The organism is Brevundimonas sp. DC300-4 (genome assembly GCF_049897365.1).
Lineage (GTDB): Bacteria > Pseudomonadota > Alphaproteobacteria > Caulobacterales > Caulobacteraceae > Brevundimonas.
The window spans coordinates 40,590-54,328 of the sequence record NZ_JAFCWC010000002.1; the positions used below are offsets into that span (position 1 = coordinate 40,590).

General features: G+C 67.6%; 21 protein-coding genes. 3 read left to right on the forward strand and 18 right to left on the reverse strand.

Features of this window, described 5'->3' with window-relative positions; translation table 11 throughout:
• Positions 1-95 precede the first annotated feature (95 nt).
• Positions 96-581 (forward strand): peroxiredoxin, encoded by a 486-nt coding sequence (locus ACP7AZ_RS03635; RefSeq protein WP_426036157.1) that lies wholly within the window; start codon positions 96-98, stop codon positions 579-581.
• A gap of 13 nt (positions 582-594) precedes the next feature.
• Complete coding sequence (locus tag ACP7AZ_RS03640; RefSeq protein ID WP_426036159.1) at positions 595-1,056, forward strand: very short patch repair endonuclease; 462 nt, start codon at positions 595-597, stop codon at positions 1,054-1,056.
• On the opposite strand, the gene ACP7AZ_RS03645 is transcribed toward ACP7AZ_RS03640, so the two are convergent.
• From ACP7AZ_RS03645 to ACP7AZ_RS03665, 5 genes are all read right to left on the reverse strand, one after another.
• On the reverse strand, positions 999-2,933 hold the full coding sequence (locus ACP7AZ_RS03645; RefSeq protein WP_426036161.1) for an ATP-binding protein: 1,935 nt from the start codon (positions 2,931-2,933) through the stop codon (positions 999-1,001). The genes ACP7AZ_RS03640 and ACP7AZ_RS03645 overlap by 58 nt on opposite strands.
• A 61-nt stretch (positions 2,934-2,994) precedes the next feature.
• Positions 2,995-4,041, reverse strand: a complete 1,047-nt coding sequence (locus ACP7AZ_RS03650; protein WP_426036163.1) for a quinone-dependent dihydroorotate dehydrogenase — start codon at positions 4,039-4,041, stop codon at positions 2,995-2,997.
• Positions 4,042-4,476, reverse strand: coding sequence for a DUF952 domain-containing protein (locus tag ACP7AZ_RS03655; protein ID WP_426036165.1), 435 nt, complete (start codon positions 4,474-4,476; stop codon positions 4,042-4,044). It lies immediately after the preceding gene.
• Complete coding sequence (locus ACP7AZ_RS03660) at positions 4,476-4,988, reverse strand: SixA phosphatase family protein (protein WP_426036167.1); 513 nt, start codon at positions 4,986-4,988, stop codon at positions 4,476-4,478. The genes ACP7AZ_RS03655 and ACP7AZ_RS03660 overlap by 1 nt, the downstream gene beginning before the upstream one ends.
• A 10-nt stretch (positions 4,989-4,998) precedes the next feature.
• Complete coding sequence (locus ACP7AZ_RS03665; protein WP_426036169.1) at positions 4,999-5,778, reverse strand: class I SAM-dependent methyltransferase; 780 nt, start codon at positions 5,776-5,778, stop codon at positions 4,999-5,001.
• A 46-nt stretch (positions 5,779-5,824) separates the two neighbouring features.
• Between ACP7AZ_RS03665 and gloB the strand changes: the two genes are divergently transcribed.
• A complete protein-coding gene (gene gloB, locus ACP7AZ_RS03670) occupies positions 5,825-6,553 on the forward strand; it encodes a hydroxyacylglutathione hydrolase (RefSeq protein ID WP_426036171.1) in 729 nt (242 codons plus the stop codon).
• Here gloB and ACP7AZ_RS03675 read toward each other — a convergent pair.
• The 13 genes from ACP7AZ_RS03675 to ACP7AZ_RS03735 all read right to left on the reverse strand — a co-directional run bounded on the left by ACP7AZ_RS03675 (position 6,550) and on the right by ACP7AZ_RS03735 (position 13,704).
• Positions 6,550-7,332: a DUF4908 domain-containing protein gene (locus tag ACP7AZ_RS03675; protein WP_426036173.1), complete on the reverse strand. Its 783-nt coding sequence runs from the start codon at positions 7,330-7,332 to the stop codon at positions 6,550-6,552. The two genes, gloB and ACP7AZ_RS03675, sit on opposite strands and share 4 nt — an antisense overlap.
• A gap of 50 nt (positions 7,333-7,382) precedes the next feature.
• Positions 7,383-8,108, reverse strand: a complete 726-nt coding sequence (gene phbB, locus ACP7AZ_RS03680) for an acetoacetyl-CoA reductase (protein WP_426036175.1) — start codon at positions 8,106-8,108, stop codon at positions 7,383-7,385.
• A 107-nt stretch (positions 8,109-8,215) separates the two neighbouring features.
• A complete protein-coding gene (locus ACP7AZ_RS03685; protein WP_426036177.1) occupies positions 8,216-8,830 on the reverse strand; it encodes a malonic semialdehyde reductase in 615 nt (204 codons plus the stop codon).
• Positions 8,831-8,941: 111 nt separating this feature from the next.
• Positions 8,942-9,691 (reverse strand): DUF72 domain-containing protein, encoded by a 750-nt coding sequence (locus ACP7AZ_RS03690; protein ID WP_426036179.1) that lies wholly within the window; start codon positions 9,689-9,691, stop codon positions 8,942-8,944.
• Positions 9,688-9,999, reverse strand: a complete 312-nt coding sequence (locus tag ACP7AZ_RS03695; RefSeq protein ID WP_426036181.1) for a type II toxin-antitoxin system RelE/ParE family toxin — start codon at positions 9,997-9,999, stop codon at positions 9,688-9,690. The genes ACP7AZ_RS03690 and ACP7AZ_RS03695 overlap by 4 nt, the downstream gene beginning before the upstream one ends.
• A 3-nt stretch (positions 10,000-10,002) precedes the next feature.
• A complete protein-coding gene (locus ACP7AZ_RS03700) occupies positions 10,003-10,263 on the reverse strand; it encodes a type II toxin-antitoxin system ParD family antitoxin (protein WP_426036183.1) in 261 nt (86 codons plus the stop codon).
• Positions 10,264-10,294: 31 nt separating this feature from the next.
• A complete protein-coding gene (gene truA / locus ACP7AZ_RS03705) occupies positions 10,295-11,038 on the reverse strand; it encodes a tRNA pseudouridine(38-40) synthase TruA (RefSeq protein WP_426036185.1) in 744 nt (247 codons plus the stop codon).
• Positions 11,038-11,964, reverse strand: coding sequence for a methionyl-tRNA formyltransferase (gene fmt / locus ACP7AZ_RS03710; protein WP_426036187.1), 927 nt, complete (start codon positions 11,962-11,964; stop codon positions 11,038-11,040). The genes truA and fmt overlap by 1 nt, the downstream gene beginning before the upstream one ends.
• Before the next feature lie 16 nt (positions 11,965-11,980).
• On the reverse strand, positions 11,981-12,304 hold the full coding sequence (locus tag ACP7AZ_RS03715; protein ID WP_426036189.1) for a type II toxin-antitoxin system PemK/MazF family toxin: 324 nt from the start codon (positions 12,302-12,304) through the stop codon (positions 11,981-11,983).
• Positions 12,286-12,504: a hypothetical protein gene (locus ACP7AZ_RS03720; protein ID WP_426036191.1), complete on the reverse strand. Its 219-nt coding sequence runs from the start codon at positions 12,502-12,504 to the stop codon at positions 12,286-12,288. Before ACP7AZ_RS03720 ends, ACP7AZ_RS03715 begins: the two co-directional genes overlap by 19 nt.
• 39 nt (positions 12,505-12,543) lie before the next feature.
• Positions 12,544-12,762 (reverse strand): hypothetical protein, encoded by a 219-nt coding sequence (locus ACP7AZ_RS03725; protein ID WP_425991762.1) that lies wholly within the window; start codon positions 12,760-12,762, stop codon positions 12,544-12,546.
• On the reverse strand, positions 12,762-13,334 hold the full coding sequence (def, locus tag ACP7AZ_RS03730; RefSeq protein WP_426036193.1) for a peptide deformylase: 573 nt from the start codon (positions 13,332-13,334) through the stop codon (positions 12,762-12,764). Before def ends, ACP7AZ_RS03725 begins: the two co-directional genes overlap by 1 nt.
• 31 nt (positions 13,335-13,365) lie before the next feature.
• On the reverse strand, positions 13,366-13,704 hold the full coding sequence (locus ACP7AZ_RS03735; RefSeq protein ID WP_426036898.1) for an acyl-CoA thioesterase: 339 nt from the start codon (positions 13,702-13,704) through the stop codon (positions 13,366-13,368).
• Positions 13,705-13,739: the final 35 nt, after the last annotated feature.

Below are 13,739 nucleotides of genomic sequence, written 5' to 3' on the forward strand. Positions count from 1 at the left end.
CAGCGGTCACGATCACGCTTGGCGAGGGCTACGGGTGCGCCTATCTGACCGAAGTCGGCGCACGCGCCTCTCTCACAGACCTCCCGGAGCCTCCCATGACGATCCAGATCGGCGACCGCATCCCCTCGGCCACCCTGTCGCAAGGCACTCCGGAAGGCCCCAGGCCGGTCCAGACCGACGAGTTCTTCAAAGGCAAGACCGTCGCCCTCTTCGCCGTTCCCGGCGCCTTCACCCCGACCTGCTCGGCGCGTCACCTGCCCGGTTATGTCGACAACAAGTCGGCGCTTGCGGACAAGGGCGTGGACGTGATCGCCTGCCTGTCCGTCAACGACGCCTTCGTGATGAACGCCTGGGCCGAGAGCCAGAGCCTGACCCCGGACGACGTGATCATGCTGGCCGACGGCAGCGGCGACTTCACTCGCACGCTCGGCCTGGTGCTGGACGCGCGCGGCTTCGGCATGGGCGAGCGCTCGCAGCGCTATTCGATGCTGGTCAAGGACGGCGTCGTCACTCAGCTGAACATCGAACAGGGCGGCGAGTTCAAGGTGTCGGCGGCGGAACACCTGCTGGCGCAGCTTTAAAGCCGAGCGGCGCATGACGGACGTCTTCTCTTCGGAGAAGCGCAGCGCCGTCATGCGTCGGGTCAAGGGGCGCGACACCGCGCCAGAGATCGCGGTGCGGCGGATGCTGCGCGCGGCAGGGGTCGGCTATCGGCTGGGCGGCTCAGGTCTGCCCGGCAAGCCGGATATTGTGATGCAGGGGCGGCGGACGGTGGTCTTTGTCCACGGCTGTTTCTGGCATGGCCACGACTGCGCGAGGGGCTCGCGAAAGCCCAGGGCCAATGCCGGTTACTGGACCGCCAAACTGGCGAGGAATGTCGCCAGGGATCGTCAAGTCGCCGCCAAATTGACCAACGACGGCTGGCATGTCGTCACGGTCTGGGAATGTGGGCTGAAGGCGCCGGACGCCGCGTCGAAACTGCTCGCCGAGGTGACCGGTCAGGCGGCGACGGTCTCGGCCTCGCTGGCTTCAGGCTCTTCGCCCTCGAGGACGTGACTGAGGGCGCCCAGCAGCGCGGTCGGGGTCAGGGGCTTGGACACGAAATAGGTCATGCCGGCGGCCATGCAGGCGGCGATGTCGTCGGGCGAGGTGTCGGCCGTGACAGCGATCACGGGGGTCGCGGCGTTCAATCCGCCGCCGTCGCGGAGCCTGCGGGTGGTTTCGCGGCCGTCCAGCTCGGGCATCCGCACATCCATGAAGATGACGTCGAACTCGGCGGTCTCACACTGGGCCAGGGCCAGCAGGCCGTCGGCGGCGGTCGCGATGTCGCAGCCCAGCGGAGCGAGGATCAGCTCCACCGCGCGGCGGTTGATGTCGTGGTCATCGACGACCAGCACGCGCAGGGGACGGTCCGCCACCTGCTCGGGATCGTTGCCGGTCTCGTGGCCGATCTCGGGGTCGAGGGATGCAGGAGCGGTCTCGAAGACCGGCGTGGAGGGCGTGGAGGGGGTGGGCGCGGACGTAGCCGGACGTGGCGTCCGTGGGGCCAGGCTGCGGACGATGTCGCCCCGGCTCTCCTGGTTGAAACCCTTCGGTGCGAGGACGTTGGCGTCGCCGCGTGGCAGAAGAAGAGACAGGGTGAAGGCGGCGCCCTCTCCCGGACAACTGCGGGCGGTCAGGCGGCCACCCATCAATTCGGCCAGGTCGCGGCTGATGCTGAGGCCCAGGCCCGTGCCGCCGTGGCGGGCACTGACACCCTCCGCAGTCTGGTCGAACGGCGTGAACAGCCGGGTCAGCTGCTGATGCGTCATGCCGGGGCCGGTGTCGGCCACCTCGATCAGGATCGCATAGTGCGCAGGCTCTTCCAGCCAGGCCGAAAGGCGCAGGGTGACCGAGCCCTCGGCCGTGAACTTCATCGCGTTTGAGACGAGGTTGTTCAGCACCTGACGCAGGCGCATGGGGTCGCCCTTGACCGAGTGCGGGATGCTGGACGCGCCCTCGACGCGCAGGTTCAGCCCCTTGGCGCGGGCCTCGCCCTGCCAGAACATCAGGGTCTGGGCGATCAGGCCGCGAAGGTTGAAGTCGACGGCCTCGACCGTCATCCGGCCGGCGTCGAGCTTGGAGTGATCCAGAAGATCGTCGAGCAGCGCCTTCATCATGATCCCGGCGTCGGTGATCAGCGCGGCCTGGGCGCGGGCGGCGCCGTCGGTCGCGCCGCGCTCCAGCTCGGCCGCGCCGGTCAGAATGGCGCTGATGGGGGTGCGCAGGTCATGGCCCACAGTGGCCAGGAAGATGGAGCGACCCGCCATGATGCGCTCGGCGTCGGCCCGGCGTTGATCCGCTTCCAGGCGAGCGGCGATCTCCGCGTCGGCGGCCTGGTTCATGCGCTGCCAGGTCGACAGGCAGTAGACGCCGAAGACCACGAAGGCCACGGCGGCGGCGGTGACGAACGACGACGAAGCGCCGTACCAGGCCATCCAGACGGGCGTGGCCAGCATGTAGAGGAAGTGCGGGGTCACGGTGATCGCGAGCACCGTCTTGGAGCGCGGCGAATTGATCACCCCATAGATGGCGCCCGAGGCGGCCAGCACGGCGGCGCAGACCCCGCCCATCGGGCCGCCGGTCAGCCAGAGAGGGATCGACAGACTGCCGAAAGCCGCCGCGTTGAGGAACAGCATGGCGACGCCGGCGGTAGACCGGACCGGTCCCATCCGCTCGACCTTGCCGCTGTTGATGGGGGCGAAAACGATCAGGTCCAGCAGTTGGACCATGAAGTAGGTTCCGACCCAGATGCTCGAGAAGGTCCAGCCGAACAGGGGGCTGAAGACCATGGCGGTGGCAGCGCCCATGCCCAGGCGCTGCAGCAGAGCCTTGCGCCGGCGACGGACCGCAGGGGCCCACGTCGGCGACGTGATCTTACTGGCCTCCGACATTCTGCCCCCGACAAAACGCGCGGTCTTCGCCACGCATCGCAAGACTATGCCCGGCTTGCCCCTAACGCTCCGTCAACGGACCCGCCGAAACCGCCTCGGCGACGCTGGAAAAACCTTCGGCGCGCAGTCGGGCCGCGAGATCGCGTTTGATCCGGCCGACCAGACCGGGGCCGTCGTAGATCAGGGCGGAATAGATCTGGATGGCCGATGCGCCCGCACGGAGCCGTTCCCAGGCGTCCTGGCCCGAGGCTATGCCGCCGACGCCGATCAGGGGCAGGCGGCCCTCGGCGGCCTCGGCGGCGTCCCGAAGCGCGGCCAGGGCCCTGCCGCGCAGGGGTGCGCCGCTGAGGCCGCCGGCTTCGGCGCGGTCGGGCGAGGTCAGGCTGTCGGGACGGTCGAGCGTGGTGTTCGACACGATCAGTGCGTCGATCCGGTGGACCAGGGCCGCCTCGACGATCATGGCGATCTCCGCGAAGGTCAGATCCGGCGCGATCTTGAGGAAGACGGGCGCGGCGGTGGTCCGGGCCTCGGCGATGCGGCCCAGCAGGTCGTCCAGCGCCTCCCGACCCTGCAGCGCGCGCAGGCCGGGCGTGTTGGGTGAGGAGATGTTGATGGTGAAATAGTCGCTGAGGCCGGCGAGGCGTCTGAGGCCGGTGACATAGTCGGCCGCGCGATCGTCTGTGTCCTTGTTGGCGCCCAGATTGGCGCCGATCACAGCGCCCGAGGGGCGGGCGGACAAATGGTCCGCGAAGGCCTCAAGCCCGGTGTTGTTGAAGCCCATCCGGTTGATGATGGCCCGGTCCTGCGACAGGCGGAACAGGCGAGGTTTCGGATTGCCGGCCTGGGGCAGGGGGGTGACCGAGCCACATTCGACGAAGCCGAAGCCGAGGCGGGCGAGGCCGCCCAGGGCTTCGCCGTTCTTGTCGAATCCGGCGGCGAGGCCGATCGGGTTGGACAGGTTCAGGCCCGCGATCCGGGTCGCCAGGATCGGGTCGTCGGCACGCGGCGCGGGCAGGGGGATGGTCTTCAGAGCCTGGATGGCGAGGCCGTGCGCCGTCTCGGGGTCAAGCCGACGCAGGATCGCGGCGCCGAAGTCAGGGACGGGCATCTATTCCTCCCCCGTGGGGGGAGGTGGCGCGGCGCTTCTTTGCGCCGTGACGGAGGGGGCCCGATCCGGATTCGGTGTCTGGGGTTGGCCCCCTCCACCGCTTCGCGGTCCGCCTCCCCCGATGGGGGAGGAATAGGCCACAGCCTCGGTGACCGCCTTCACAGGCAGGAGGCCGTAGATATGCGGGAACAAGGCGCCGCCGCGCGAGGCCTCCCAGACGATCGTGTCGTCGAGGGCCGCCAGGTCGACGGTCAGCAGCACGAGGTTTTCGCGCCCGGCGTAGTGTTTGCGCGCGGTCTCATCCAGCTGATCGGCGGTCGACATGTGGATGTAGCCGTCCGCCAGATCGACGGCGGACCCGGCATAGACGCCCTCGGCCACAGCCTCGCGCCATTCGGCGGCGTCGATGATCTTGTAGGCGACGGTCTCGGTCATCAGTCCTCGGCCCCGCCGCCGAAGGCCTTGGGCGTGAGGAAGCCGTCGTAGGCGCAGCGACCGGCGACATCGACCTCGAAGATCGCCGCCGCGCCCGTTGGGAAACCACCCGCCATCCGGTCGAGCACCGACGGGGAGGCGGCGCTCTCGGTCAGATATTCCATGGCCAGCAACTGGACGCCGGGATTGTGGGCCATGACCAGCAAACATCCCGCCTTGTCCTCCGCATCCTCGACGAAGCGACGGATGATGTCGGTGGTGGCGTCATAGAGGCGCGGCTCGATGCGGACCTCGACGTCCCCGAGCGGGTCGTGCATCGCCTCCCAGGTCTGTCGCGTCCGGGTGGCCGAGGACACCAGGGCGAGGTCGGGCCGCAGGCCTTTGTCGGCCAGAATGCGGCCCATCAGGGCGGCGTCGTCCAGCCCGCGCGGCGTCAGGGCGCGATCACGGTCGAGGCCGCTTTCGGCGGCCCGCTCGGTCTTGGCGTGGCGCATCAGGATCAGGCGGTGCATGGGCCCGCGCTTAAAGAGGTTCGGCGTCTGTATCCAGTCTTCGAGACAGAGGATTGCTGGTGATCGGCCCACGCGTGACGGGCTGGGGCTGGAGCCCGGGCGCCTCGGCGCGCACGCGCAGGGTCGCGCCCGAGGGCCGGATGCGGGCGTAGGCCTGACGGGTCGCCTCCAGCAGAATCACCCCGGCGGCGCCCGGCGCGATACGGCGACCGATCTGTTCGAATCCGTCGGCGAGGCCCAGCAGCGGGGTCCATGGCGGAACATAGAGGGTCTGGGACCAGGCGGTCGGCTCCAGGCCGGCGGCGCGGACCAGTCGTTCCAGCTGGCCCCGGGTAAAGGGACGGCCATGACCGAAGGGGGTGCTTTCGGCCCGGGCCCACATCCCGCCCCGCGCGGCGGCGGCCAGAATAATCCGTCCGGCCGGGGCCAGGGCGCGTACGGCTTCGGTCAGCAGCTGGGCGGGATCGTCCGCCTCCTCCAGCGCATGGACCAGAAGCACGCGGTCGAACGATCCGGCCGGGAAGGGCAGCCGCTTGTCGTCGACCAGAAGGGTGCGGTTGCGCCCGGCGGCGGGCCAGACCTCGACGCCCTGGCCCGAGGGCATGGCGGCGATGACCCGGCGGGCGCCGACGAAGGCGTCCAGCCAGGGCGTGGCGTAGCCGATGCCGAGCACGTCGCAGCCCGTCGCCTCGCCCCAGGCATCCTCCAGCCGCTTCGCCAGCAGCCGACGCACCAGCGCACCGGTCGGCTCGCCGTAGAAGGATCGCAGGTCTTCGATGGCGCGGCGCATGGTCCTGACTATATGGCGATGAGGCTTACCGAACCAAGGACGACCCATGCCCCTGACTGTTCACCTGTTTCCGGCGCGGACCGACAACTACGCCTTTCTGGCGCGGGACGAGGCGACGGGGACGGTCGCGGCCATCGACACGCCAGACGCCCAGGTGATCCTGGACGGGATCGCCAGTCTCGGCTGGGGCAGGCTGGACCGGATCATCAATACCCACTGGCACCCTGACCACACCGAGGGCAACGCGCGGCTCCAGGCCGAGACCGGTTGCGACATCTGGGGGCCGGAGGAGGTGCGAAAGGTCGCGCCGCTGGACCGGGTGGTCGAGGAGGGCGACATGGTCATGATCGGCAAGACGCCTCTGCATGTGACCGCGACGCCGGGTCATACGCTGGGCCATGTGGTCTTCCGTTCGGCGGCGGACGCCATCGCCTTCACCGGCGACACCCTGTTCCCGCTGGGCTGCGGGCGGCTGTTCGAGGGCACGCCGGAGCAGATGTGGGACAGCCTGAGCCGCCTGCTGGCCTGGCCCGACGAGACGGTGCTGTACGGGGCGCACGAATATACGGCTGCCAACGCCCGTTTCACCCTCAGCATTGATGATCGGCTGGAGGTGAAGGCGCATGCGGAGGCGATCTTCGCGGGGCGCCAACGGGACGAGCCGACGGTGCCGACGAGCATGAAGATCGAGCGGGCCTTCAATCCGTTCCTGACCGCCGGCAACGCGGAAGAGTTCGCCCGGCGTCGCGCAGCGAAGGATTCGTTCGCCGGCTAGTCCCGCGTTGCGACGGCCTGGATGATGCTGGAGGACGACGGGCGTCCGGCCTGTCCCTGACGCGGATCGACGACGACCCGCAGATCGCCGCGCGAGAAGGTCACGGAGCTGCGGGCACCCTCGACCAGGGTGATGCTGCGCAGGCCGTTGACACGGTCGCGGAAGGTCGGGGTGCGGGCCATGCGGATGACCGCCTCGGTGGTCACGATCAGGGCGTCGACCATCAGGGCCTCGGACTGTCCGCCCGTCAGGTTGACGACGATCAGCCGGCCCAGGGCCTGGCTGACCAGACTTCCGCGCTGGTTCATCAGGGTGAACAGCCGGATCGGGCCCAGCGTCGGCAGTTCAAGCGGCGGGGCCACCCCGATGCGCGAGGCCGGAGAGCCGTTCGGCGTGCGGGTCGTGTAAAGGGTCAGGCCGCCGTCCGGCGTGACACGCAGGATCTGGGCCCCGCCGTCGTTGCGATAGATGACGTCGCCGCGCGGCGCGGGTGTCGAGCGCAACACCCAGGTCTCTTCCCGGCGCTCGAACCGGAACAGCGGACGCGTGCCCCGGCCGTCGAAGATGAACCGCTCACCGACGTCGGACGCATAGAGGCCGTTGGCAGGGAGGCCGCGCTGGCTGTCGTTCTGGAAGGTCTCATTCTGCTCGGCCTGGGCGTTGCCGCGCACCTGGGCCTCGGCGGCCGAAGCGACCATGATCGCCAGAACGACGACGGCGAACGCCATCGTCGCCGGGACCGGCGATCGCGCCGTCTCGTGCTTGACCCTTGAACTCATGGCCGAAAGCGTTGCGCGGGAGCCGCGGCGGATTTTGGGCGACGAAAAGGTCAGCCGACCAAGTATTGACCGCCGTTCAGCGACAGCGTGCAGCCTGTGACATATCCGGCACGCTCGCCCGACAGCCAGGATACCATGTCGGCGATCTCCTCGCCCTTGCCCAGACGGCCCACGGGGATCTGGGCGACGATGGCTGCCAGGACCTTCTCGTCCATGGCTCCTACCATTTCCGTGTCGATATAGCCGGGCGCGATACAGTTCACAGTGACGCCCTTGCGCGCGTTTTCCAGCGCCAGGGCCTTGGTGAAGCCGATCATCCCGGCCTTGGCGGCGGAATAGTTGGTCTGGCCGATCTGGCCCTTCTGGCCGTTGATCGAGGAGATGTTGACGATGCGGCCGAAGCCGCGGTCGCGCATGCCGTTGATCACCTGGCGCGTCATGTTGAAGACGCTGTCCATGTTGACGCGGATGACGTCGGACCACTGGTCGGCGCTCATCTTGTGGAAGAAGCCGTCGCGGGTGATGCCGGCATTGTTGATCAGGACATCAATGGGACCCAGGTTCGCCTCGACGTCGGCGACGGCGCGGGCGCAGTCCTCGTAGGAGCCGACATTGCCCTTCACGACCATGACGCCCAGCTCGCGGGCCGTGGCCTCGGCCGCCTCCGCATTACCGGAATAGCCGGCGGCGACGGACATGCCGTCTTCCTTCAGGCGCTGAACGATCGCCTTGCCGATACCGCGGGTTCCACCCGTGACGAGAGCCACTCGAGCCATGTGCGTTCCTGTTTCCCTGACGGTCCGGTCTGGCGCCGAACCTTTGTCAGGGAAATCACTAGCCTGTGGCGGGTTGCGCGGAAAGCCGTGGTTGCACGCCTGATCCGTCAGACGATCTTCGCAGCCTCGTCGAAGGTCAGCCGGGGGCTGCGCGGGAAGAGATTGTCGTCGTTGCCGTAGCCGAGATTGATGATGAAATTCGGCTCGATATCGCCGTCGGGGAAGAACTCGGCCCTCACGCCGGCCGGGTCGAAGCCGGACATGGGACCGACATCGAGACCCAGGGCGCGGGCGGCGAGCAGGAAATAGCCGCCCTGCAGCGAGGAGTTGCGGAAGGCGCTTTCGCGACGTCCGGTCTCTTCGCCGAACCAGTCGCGGGCGCCCGGCGCATGCGGAAACAGGTGCGGCAGGTGATCGTGGAAATTCATGTCGTAGCCGAGGATGACCGTGACCGGCGCCTGGCCCGTCTTGGCCTGGTTGCCCTCGCTCATCAGCGGCACGAGGCGCGCCCGGGCCTCGGGCGACGTGACGAAGACAAACCGGGCCGGGGTGTTGTTCACCGCCGTCGGGCCGAATTTGGTCAGGTCATACAGGCGGTGCAACAGCTCGGTCGGCACGGGACGGTCGGTCCAGCCGTTGCGCGTGCGGGCCTCGGTGAAGACCTGGGCCAGCGCGGCGTCCGTCAGGGGAATGTCACGGGCGGAAAGAGAGTCGAAAGCCATTGGGAAATCCCTGCAAATCTACAACTGCATCAGCAGCGGTTTCATATAAAGGGATGGCATCGCGCTGGTTCAAGCAAATTCGCATCAACTGCGGTTACAATTAATCTGCAGCTAGGCAAGCCGGGCGATCAGGGCCTGCGCCGCAGCCGGGTTCCGCACCTTCGCCCCCGAGATGAAATAGGCGAACACCGCGCCGCGTTCGGCCCAGGCCCTCGTCTGCTGCGCTACCGCGTCCAGCTCGCCCGAGGTCATGCCCGTCGGTTCGGCCTCGCGGCTGGACATCAGACGGGCGTAGGTAAAGTCGGCGGTCGGCTCATCGATCTGCGGCCAGGTCGGTTCCTCGTCGTCGACGGCATAGACGATGGCGGCGCCATATCTGGCGGCCAGGTCGTAGAACTGCGCGGTGGCGAAGGTCGGGTTGCGGACTTCGAGCGCATGCCTCAGGCGGACCCCGTCCTGCTCCATGGGCAGCAGCTTCAGGAAGCCCTCGAAATCCTCGGGATCGAACTTCTTGGTCCCCATGAACTGCCAGTTGATCGGGCCCAGCCTGTCGCCCAGCAGGGTCAGGCCCTGGTCGAGGAACCTTGCGAAGCTCTCGCCGCCCTCGGACAGGACCTTCCGGTTGGTGCAGTAGCGGCTGGCCTTCACGGAAAAGACAAAGCCCTCCGGCGTCTCGTCGCGCCATTTCATCCAGCTGTCAGGCTTGAACGTCGAATAGTAGGTGCCGTTGATCTCGATGGAGGTCAGGGCCCGCGATGCATATTTCAGCTCGCGCTTCTGTGTCAGGTCCGATGGATAGAAGACGCCACGCCAGGGCTCGAAGGTCCAGCCGCCGATGCCGACATGGATGGGGTGGGTCATGGGGTGTGCTCCTCGCCGTCGATGGCGTTATCCTGCCAATTCTCGTGCCCGTGGCGAAAACGCAGGATCAGAACGCCCGCCTCATCGACCGTGTAGATGATCACGTGGGATTGGAAAGGACGGGCGCGGATCGGCGGCTGGATCGTCTCCCTCAATCGCGACGCCAGAGGATAGTCGGCGATCTGTTGGACAGCTCGCCGAAGGCCGGCAACATAGGCTTCAGCCTGCCGTCGTCCGAACATTTCCGAGCTGCTGAGATAGATCGATTTCAGATCGGCTTCAGCCGCCCCGGCGTAGCGGACCCGCAATGGTCAGGCCGCCCGCGAACCTGCGCGGCTCCCGGCTTCCGCGCGCGCCTCCGTGATGATCTCGTCGAAGTTCTTTTCACTAACGCCGGACGCATAGGCTTCATCGACCAGTCGCTGCATGCTGGCGATCTTCTCCGCCTTCACCTGCTCCTTGCGGATCAGGTCGCGGACGTAGTCGCTGGAGTTGGCATAGCGGCCATCTGAGGACTGGGCCTCGACCCAAGCCTTCATCTGGTCGGGGAGGGATATGTTCATCGTGGCCATTACGTTAGCGTCTGCCCGATGGCAAACCTTGTCAAGAACCGTAGCTGACGCCGGTCAGATAGAGCCCATCCGACGGCGCGACCGGTCCACAGGCGGTGCGATCGCTGGCCTCAAGCGCCGCTTTCACGTCGTCGGGCGTCCAGCGTCCGAGGCCGGCTTCAACCAGGGTGCCAGCCATGGAGCGGACCTGACGGTGCAGGAAGGAGCGGGCCTCGAAAACCAGATGCACCTCCGCGCCCACGCGTCGGACCGTCGCCACATCGAGCGTCTTCTCCGGCGACCTCGACTGGCAGGCCAGGTCGCGGAAGGTGGTGAAGTCGTGGTGGCCGACCAGATGGTTGGCGCCGGCCTGCATGGCCCCGGCATCGAGCGGTTTGCGGACGTGCCAGACCCGGCCGCGCTCCAGCGCCGGGCGGCCGGGGCGGTTGAGGATGCGGTACAGGTATTTGCGGCCCGTGGCCGAGAAGCGGGCATGCCAGTCGTCGGGTACGGCCAGGCAATCGAGGACGGCGACGCCCTCCCTGCTCAGATGGGCGTTCAGGGCGTTCATCACCGTGGCGGCGGGCCAGTGCTTGTCGAGGTCGACATGGGCGACCTGGCCGGTGGCGTGGACCCCGCTGTCGGTGCGGCCGGCGGCGGCGATGCGCACCGTCTCGCCGCAGAAGGCGTGGATGGCCGTCTCGATCGCGCCCTGAACCGTGGGCAGGCCGTCCTGGGCCTGGAAGCCGTTGTAGGGGCCGCCGTCGTATTCGATGTCCAGCCGATAGCGCGGCATCAGCCCAGGATCGTCCCGAGCGGCAGGGCGAAGCCGTTGAGGAAGTCGGCGGGCGACGACTGCGCCTTGCCCTCGCGCTGGACGCGGAGCAGCCGGACGGCTCCGTCTCCGCAGGCAATTACCAGGCCGCCCTCGAGCAGTTCGCCGGGTTCGCCGGCGCCCTCGCTGGACAGACAGGACAGCAACGCCTTCACGCGCACGGGGCCGTCAGGGCCAGAGGCTTCGAACCAGGCGCCGGGGAAGGGGGACAGGCCGCGGATGTGGCAGTCGATCTCTGCGGCCGGACGGGTCCAGTCGATACGGGCCTCTGCGGGGGTGATTTTCTTCGCGTAGGTCGGTTCGCCGGTCTGCGGGGTCTCGGTGACGCCGCCGCGTTCGATGGCGGCGAGGGCCCGGGTCCACAGGGTGGCGCCGACCATCGACATGCGTTCAGCCAGGCTGGCGGCCGTGTCGTCCGGCTGGATCGGCAGGATCTCGCTGAGCAGGATCGCGCCCTCGTCGAGCCCCTCGGACATCCGCATGATCTGGACGCCGGTCTCGCGGTCTCCGGCCATGATGGCGCGCTGGATCGGGGCGGCGCCACGCCAGCGAGGCAGCAGGGACCCATGCAGGTTGAAACAGCCGAGACGGGGAGCCTCCAGCACGGCGGGCTTCAGGATCTGGCCGTAGGCGACGACGCAGGCCGCATCGAGGTCGAGGCTGACGAAGGTCTCGATGGCTTCGGGGGCCTTCATCGACTCCGGCGTGAAGACCGGCAGCCCCATGGCCTCGGCGAAGGCGTGGACCGGCGACGGCGTCAGTTTCTGACCGCGCCCCTTGGGTCGGGGCGGCTGGGAAAAGACGGCCACGATCTCGTGGCCCGAGGCGATGAGCTCGGCCAGGGACGGCACAGCGAAGTCGGGGGTACCCATGAAGGCGAGGCGCATGACAGGGGCTTTAGCGTCAGGCCAGGCCGAGGAACAGGGCGAGCGCGGTATCGACTTGATCGAGCGTGCGCTTATCCAAATGCCCGATGCGGCGGCCGATCTTGTCGGCATAGACGGTCTGCGCCTTGTCGACCATGACTTGGCATCGCTGCTTCAACCCATTCGAATCGGATGGAAGCACAGTCACCCGGAACGTCGCGTCTCGACTCAGGTCGCTCGTGAGCGGCAACAGAGTGATGCTTTGAAGTTGATCAAAGGCATTGGCCTGCACGATCAGAGCCGGTCGCGGCTTGCCGAAATCGCGCGGGAAAACCGCGACGACTAAAGTTCCCCGTCCCATTCCCAACCCGACGTGTCAGCGATCGACTGCCAATCCTCCATCAGATGACGTTCTTCCGGGCTTTCTCGGCAAGCCTTCACCCATGCAGCGATTTCCGCCTGGCCCTCAGGCGAACGAACGTGCGCCGCCATCCGGTTGACCTCTTCGATCAGATCGGGTCGCAGAAGCAGAGGGACATATTCAGGTTCAGGTTGAGCCATGTCTGGATCATACCACGAAAGCGATTTCTGTCGAAACGCTTACTGCCAGCGGGTGGAGACGCCGCCGCCCTCGTCCCATTCGCCGCCGGCGTCGAGCGCGTCGTCGAACACCAGCAGACGGTCCAGCAGGACGCCGGCGATGATGCCGAGCGCGGCGACGCCGATCAGGGTGGCGACGGAGCCGATGCCGATCTTTTCGGATCGGGTCAGGCGACGGCGGCCGGTGGGATCGATGACGTAGGACTTGCGGCGGGACATCAGGCGTCCTCTCTCAGGCGCATGGTCTTCTTGACCTTGGACATGGCGCGGTCGCGGCGCAGACGCGACAGGTGGTCGATGAACAGGACGCCGTTCAGGTGGTCGAGTTCGTGCTGGTAGCAGACGGCGTACAGGCCCTCGATCTCTTCCTCGATGCGGTTTCCGTCGCGATCCAGATGGGTGACCCGGACGCGGGCGGGGCGTTCGACCTCGTCGAAATACTCGGGGATCGAGAGGCAGCCCTCTTCGTAGCAATAGGTCTCGTCCGAGGCCCAGAGGATCTCCGGATTGACGAAGGCGCGCGGATTGGGAACGCGGCTTTCTTCGCCTTCGGCCGGCTCCTCGGCACCTTCAGGCAGGGGGCCGTCGCCCAGATCCATGACCACGACACGCTTCAGCTCGCCGATCTGCACGGCGGCCAGGCCGATGCCCGGGGCGTCGTACATGGTCTCCAGCATGTCATCCATAAGGGCGCGCAGGGCGTCGTCGACGATCTCCACGGGCTTTGACACCTGCTTGAGGATCGCCAGGTCGGGCGCGTTGTCGATGGTCAGGATACGTCGAATGGCCATGGGCGTCAGGTAGGCGCGAGGGCCGGGAGGGTCAAGTTTGGCCCGGGAGGGGTCTCGGCTTCCGGTCCTCGTCGATGGCGACATAGGTGAAGACGCCCTCCGTCACGCGGGAGACTGCGTGGGTCGAGCGCGGCCGTTTCCATGCCTCGACGCGGACGCGGATCGAGGTGCGGCCCGTCTTCAGGACCGTGGCGTAGAGCGACACCTCATCGCCGACCGAGACCGGCTGGTGAAACACCATGGCGTCGACCGCGATGGTGGCGCAGCGCCCCTGGGCCAGGTCGAAGGCGGGCGTCGAGCCGGCCAGGTCCATCTGCGCCAGTAGCCAGCCGCCGAAGATGTCGCCTTCGGGGTTGGTGTCGGCGGGCATGGCGATCACCCGCCCGACGAGCTGGCCGTCGGGCG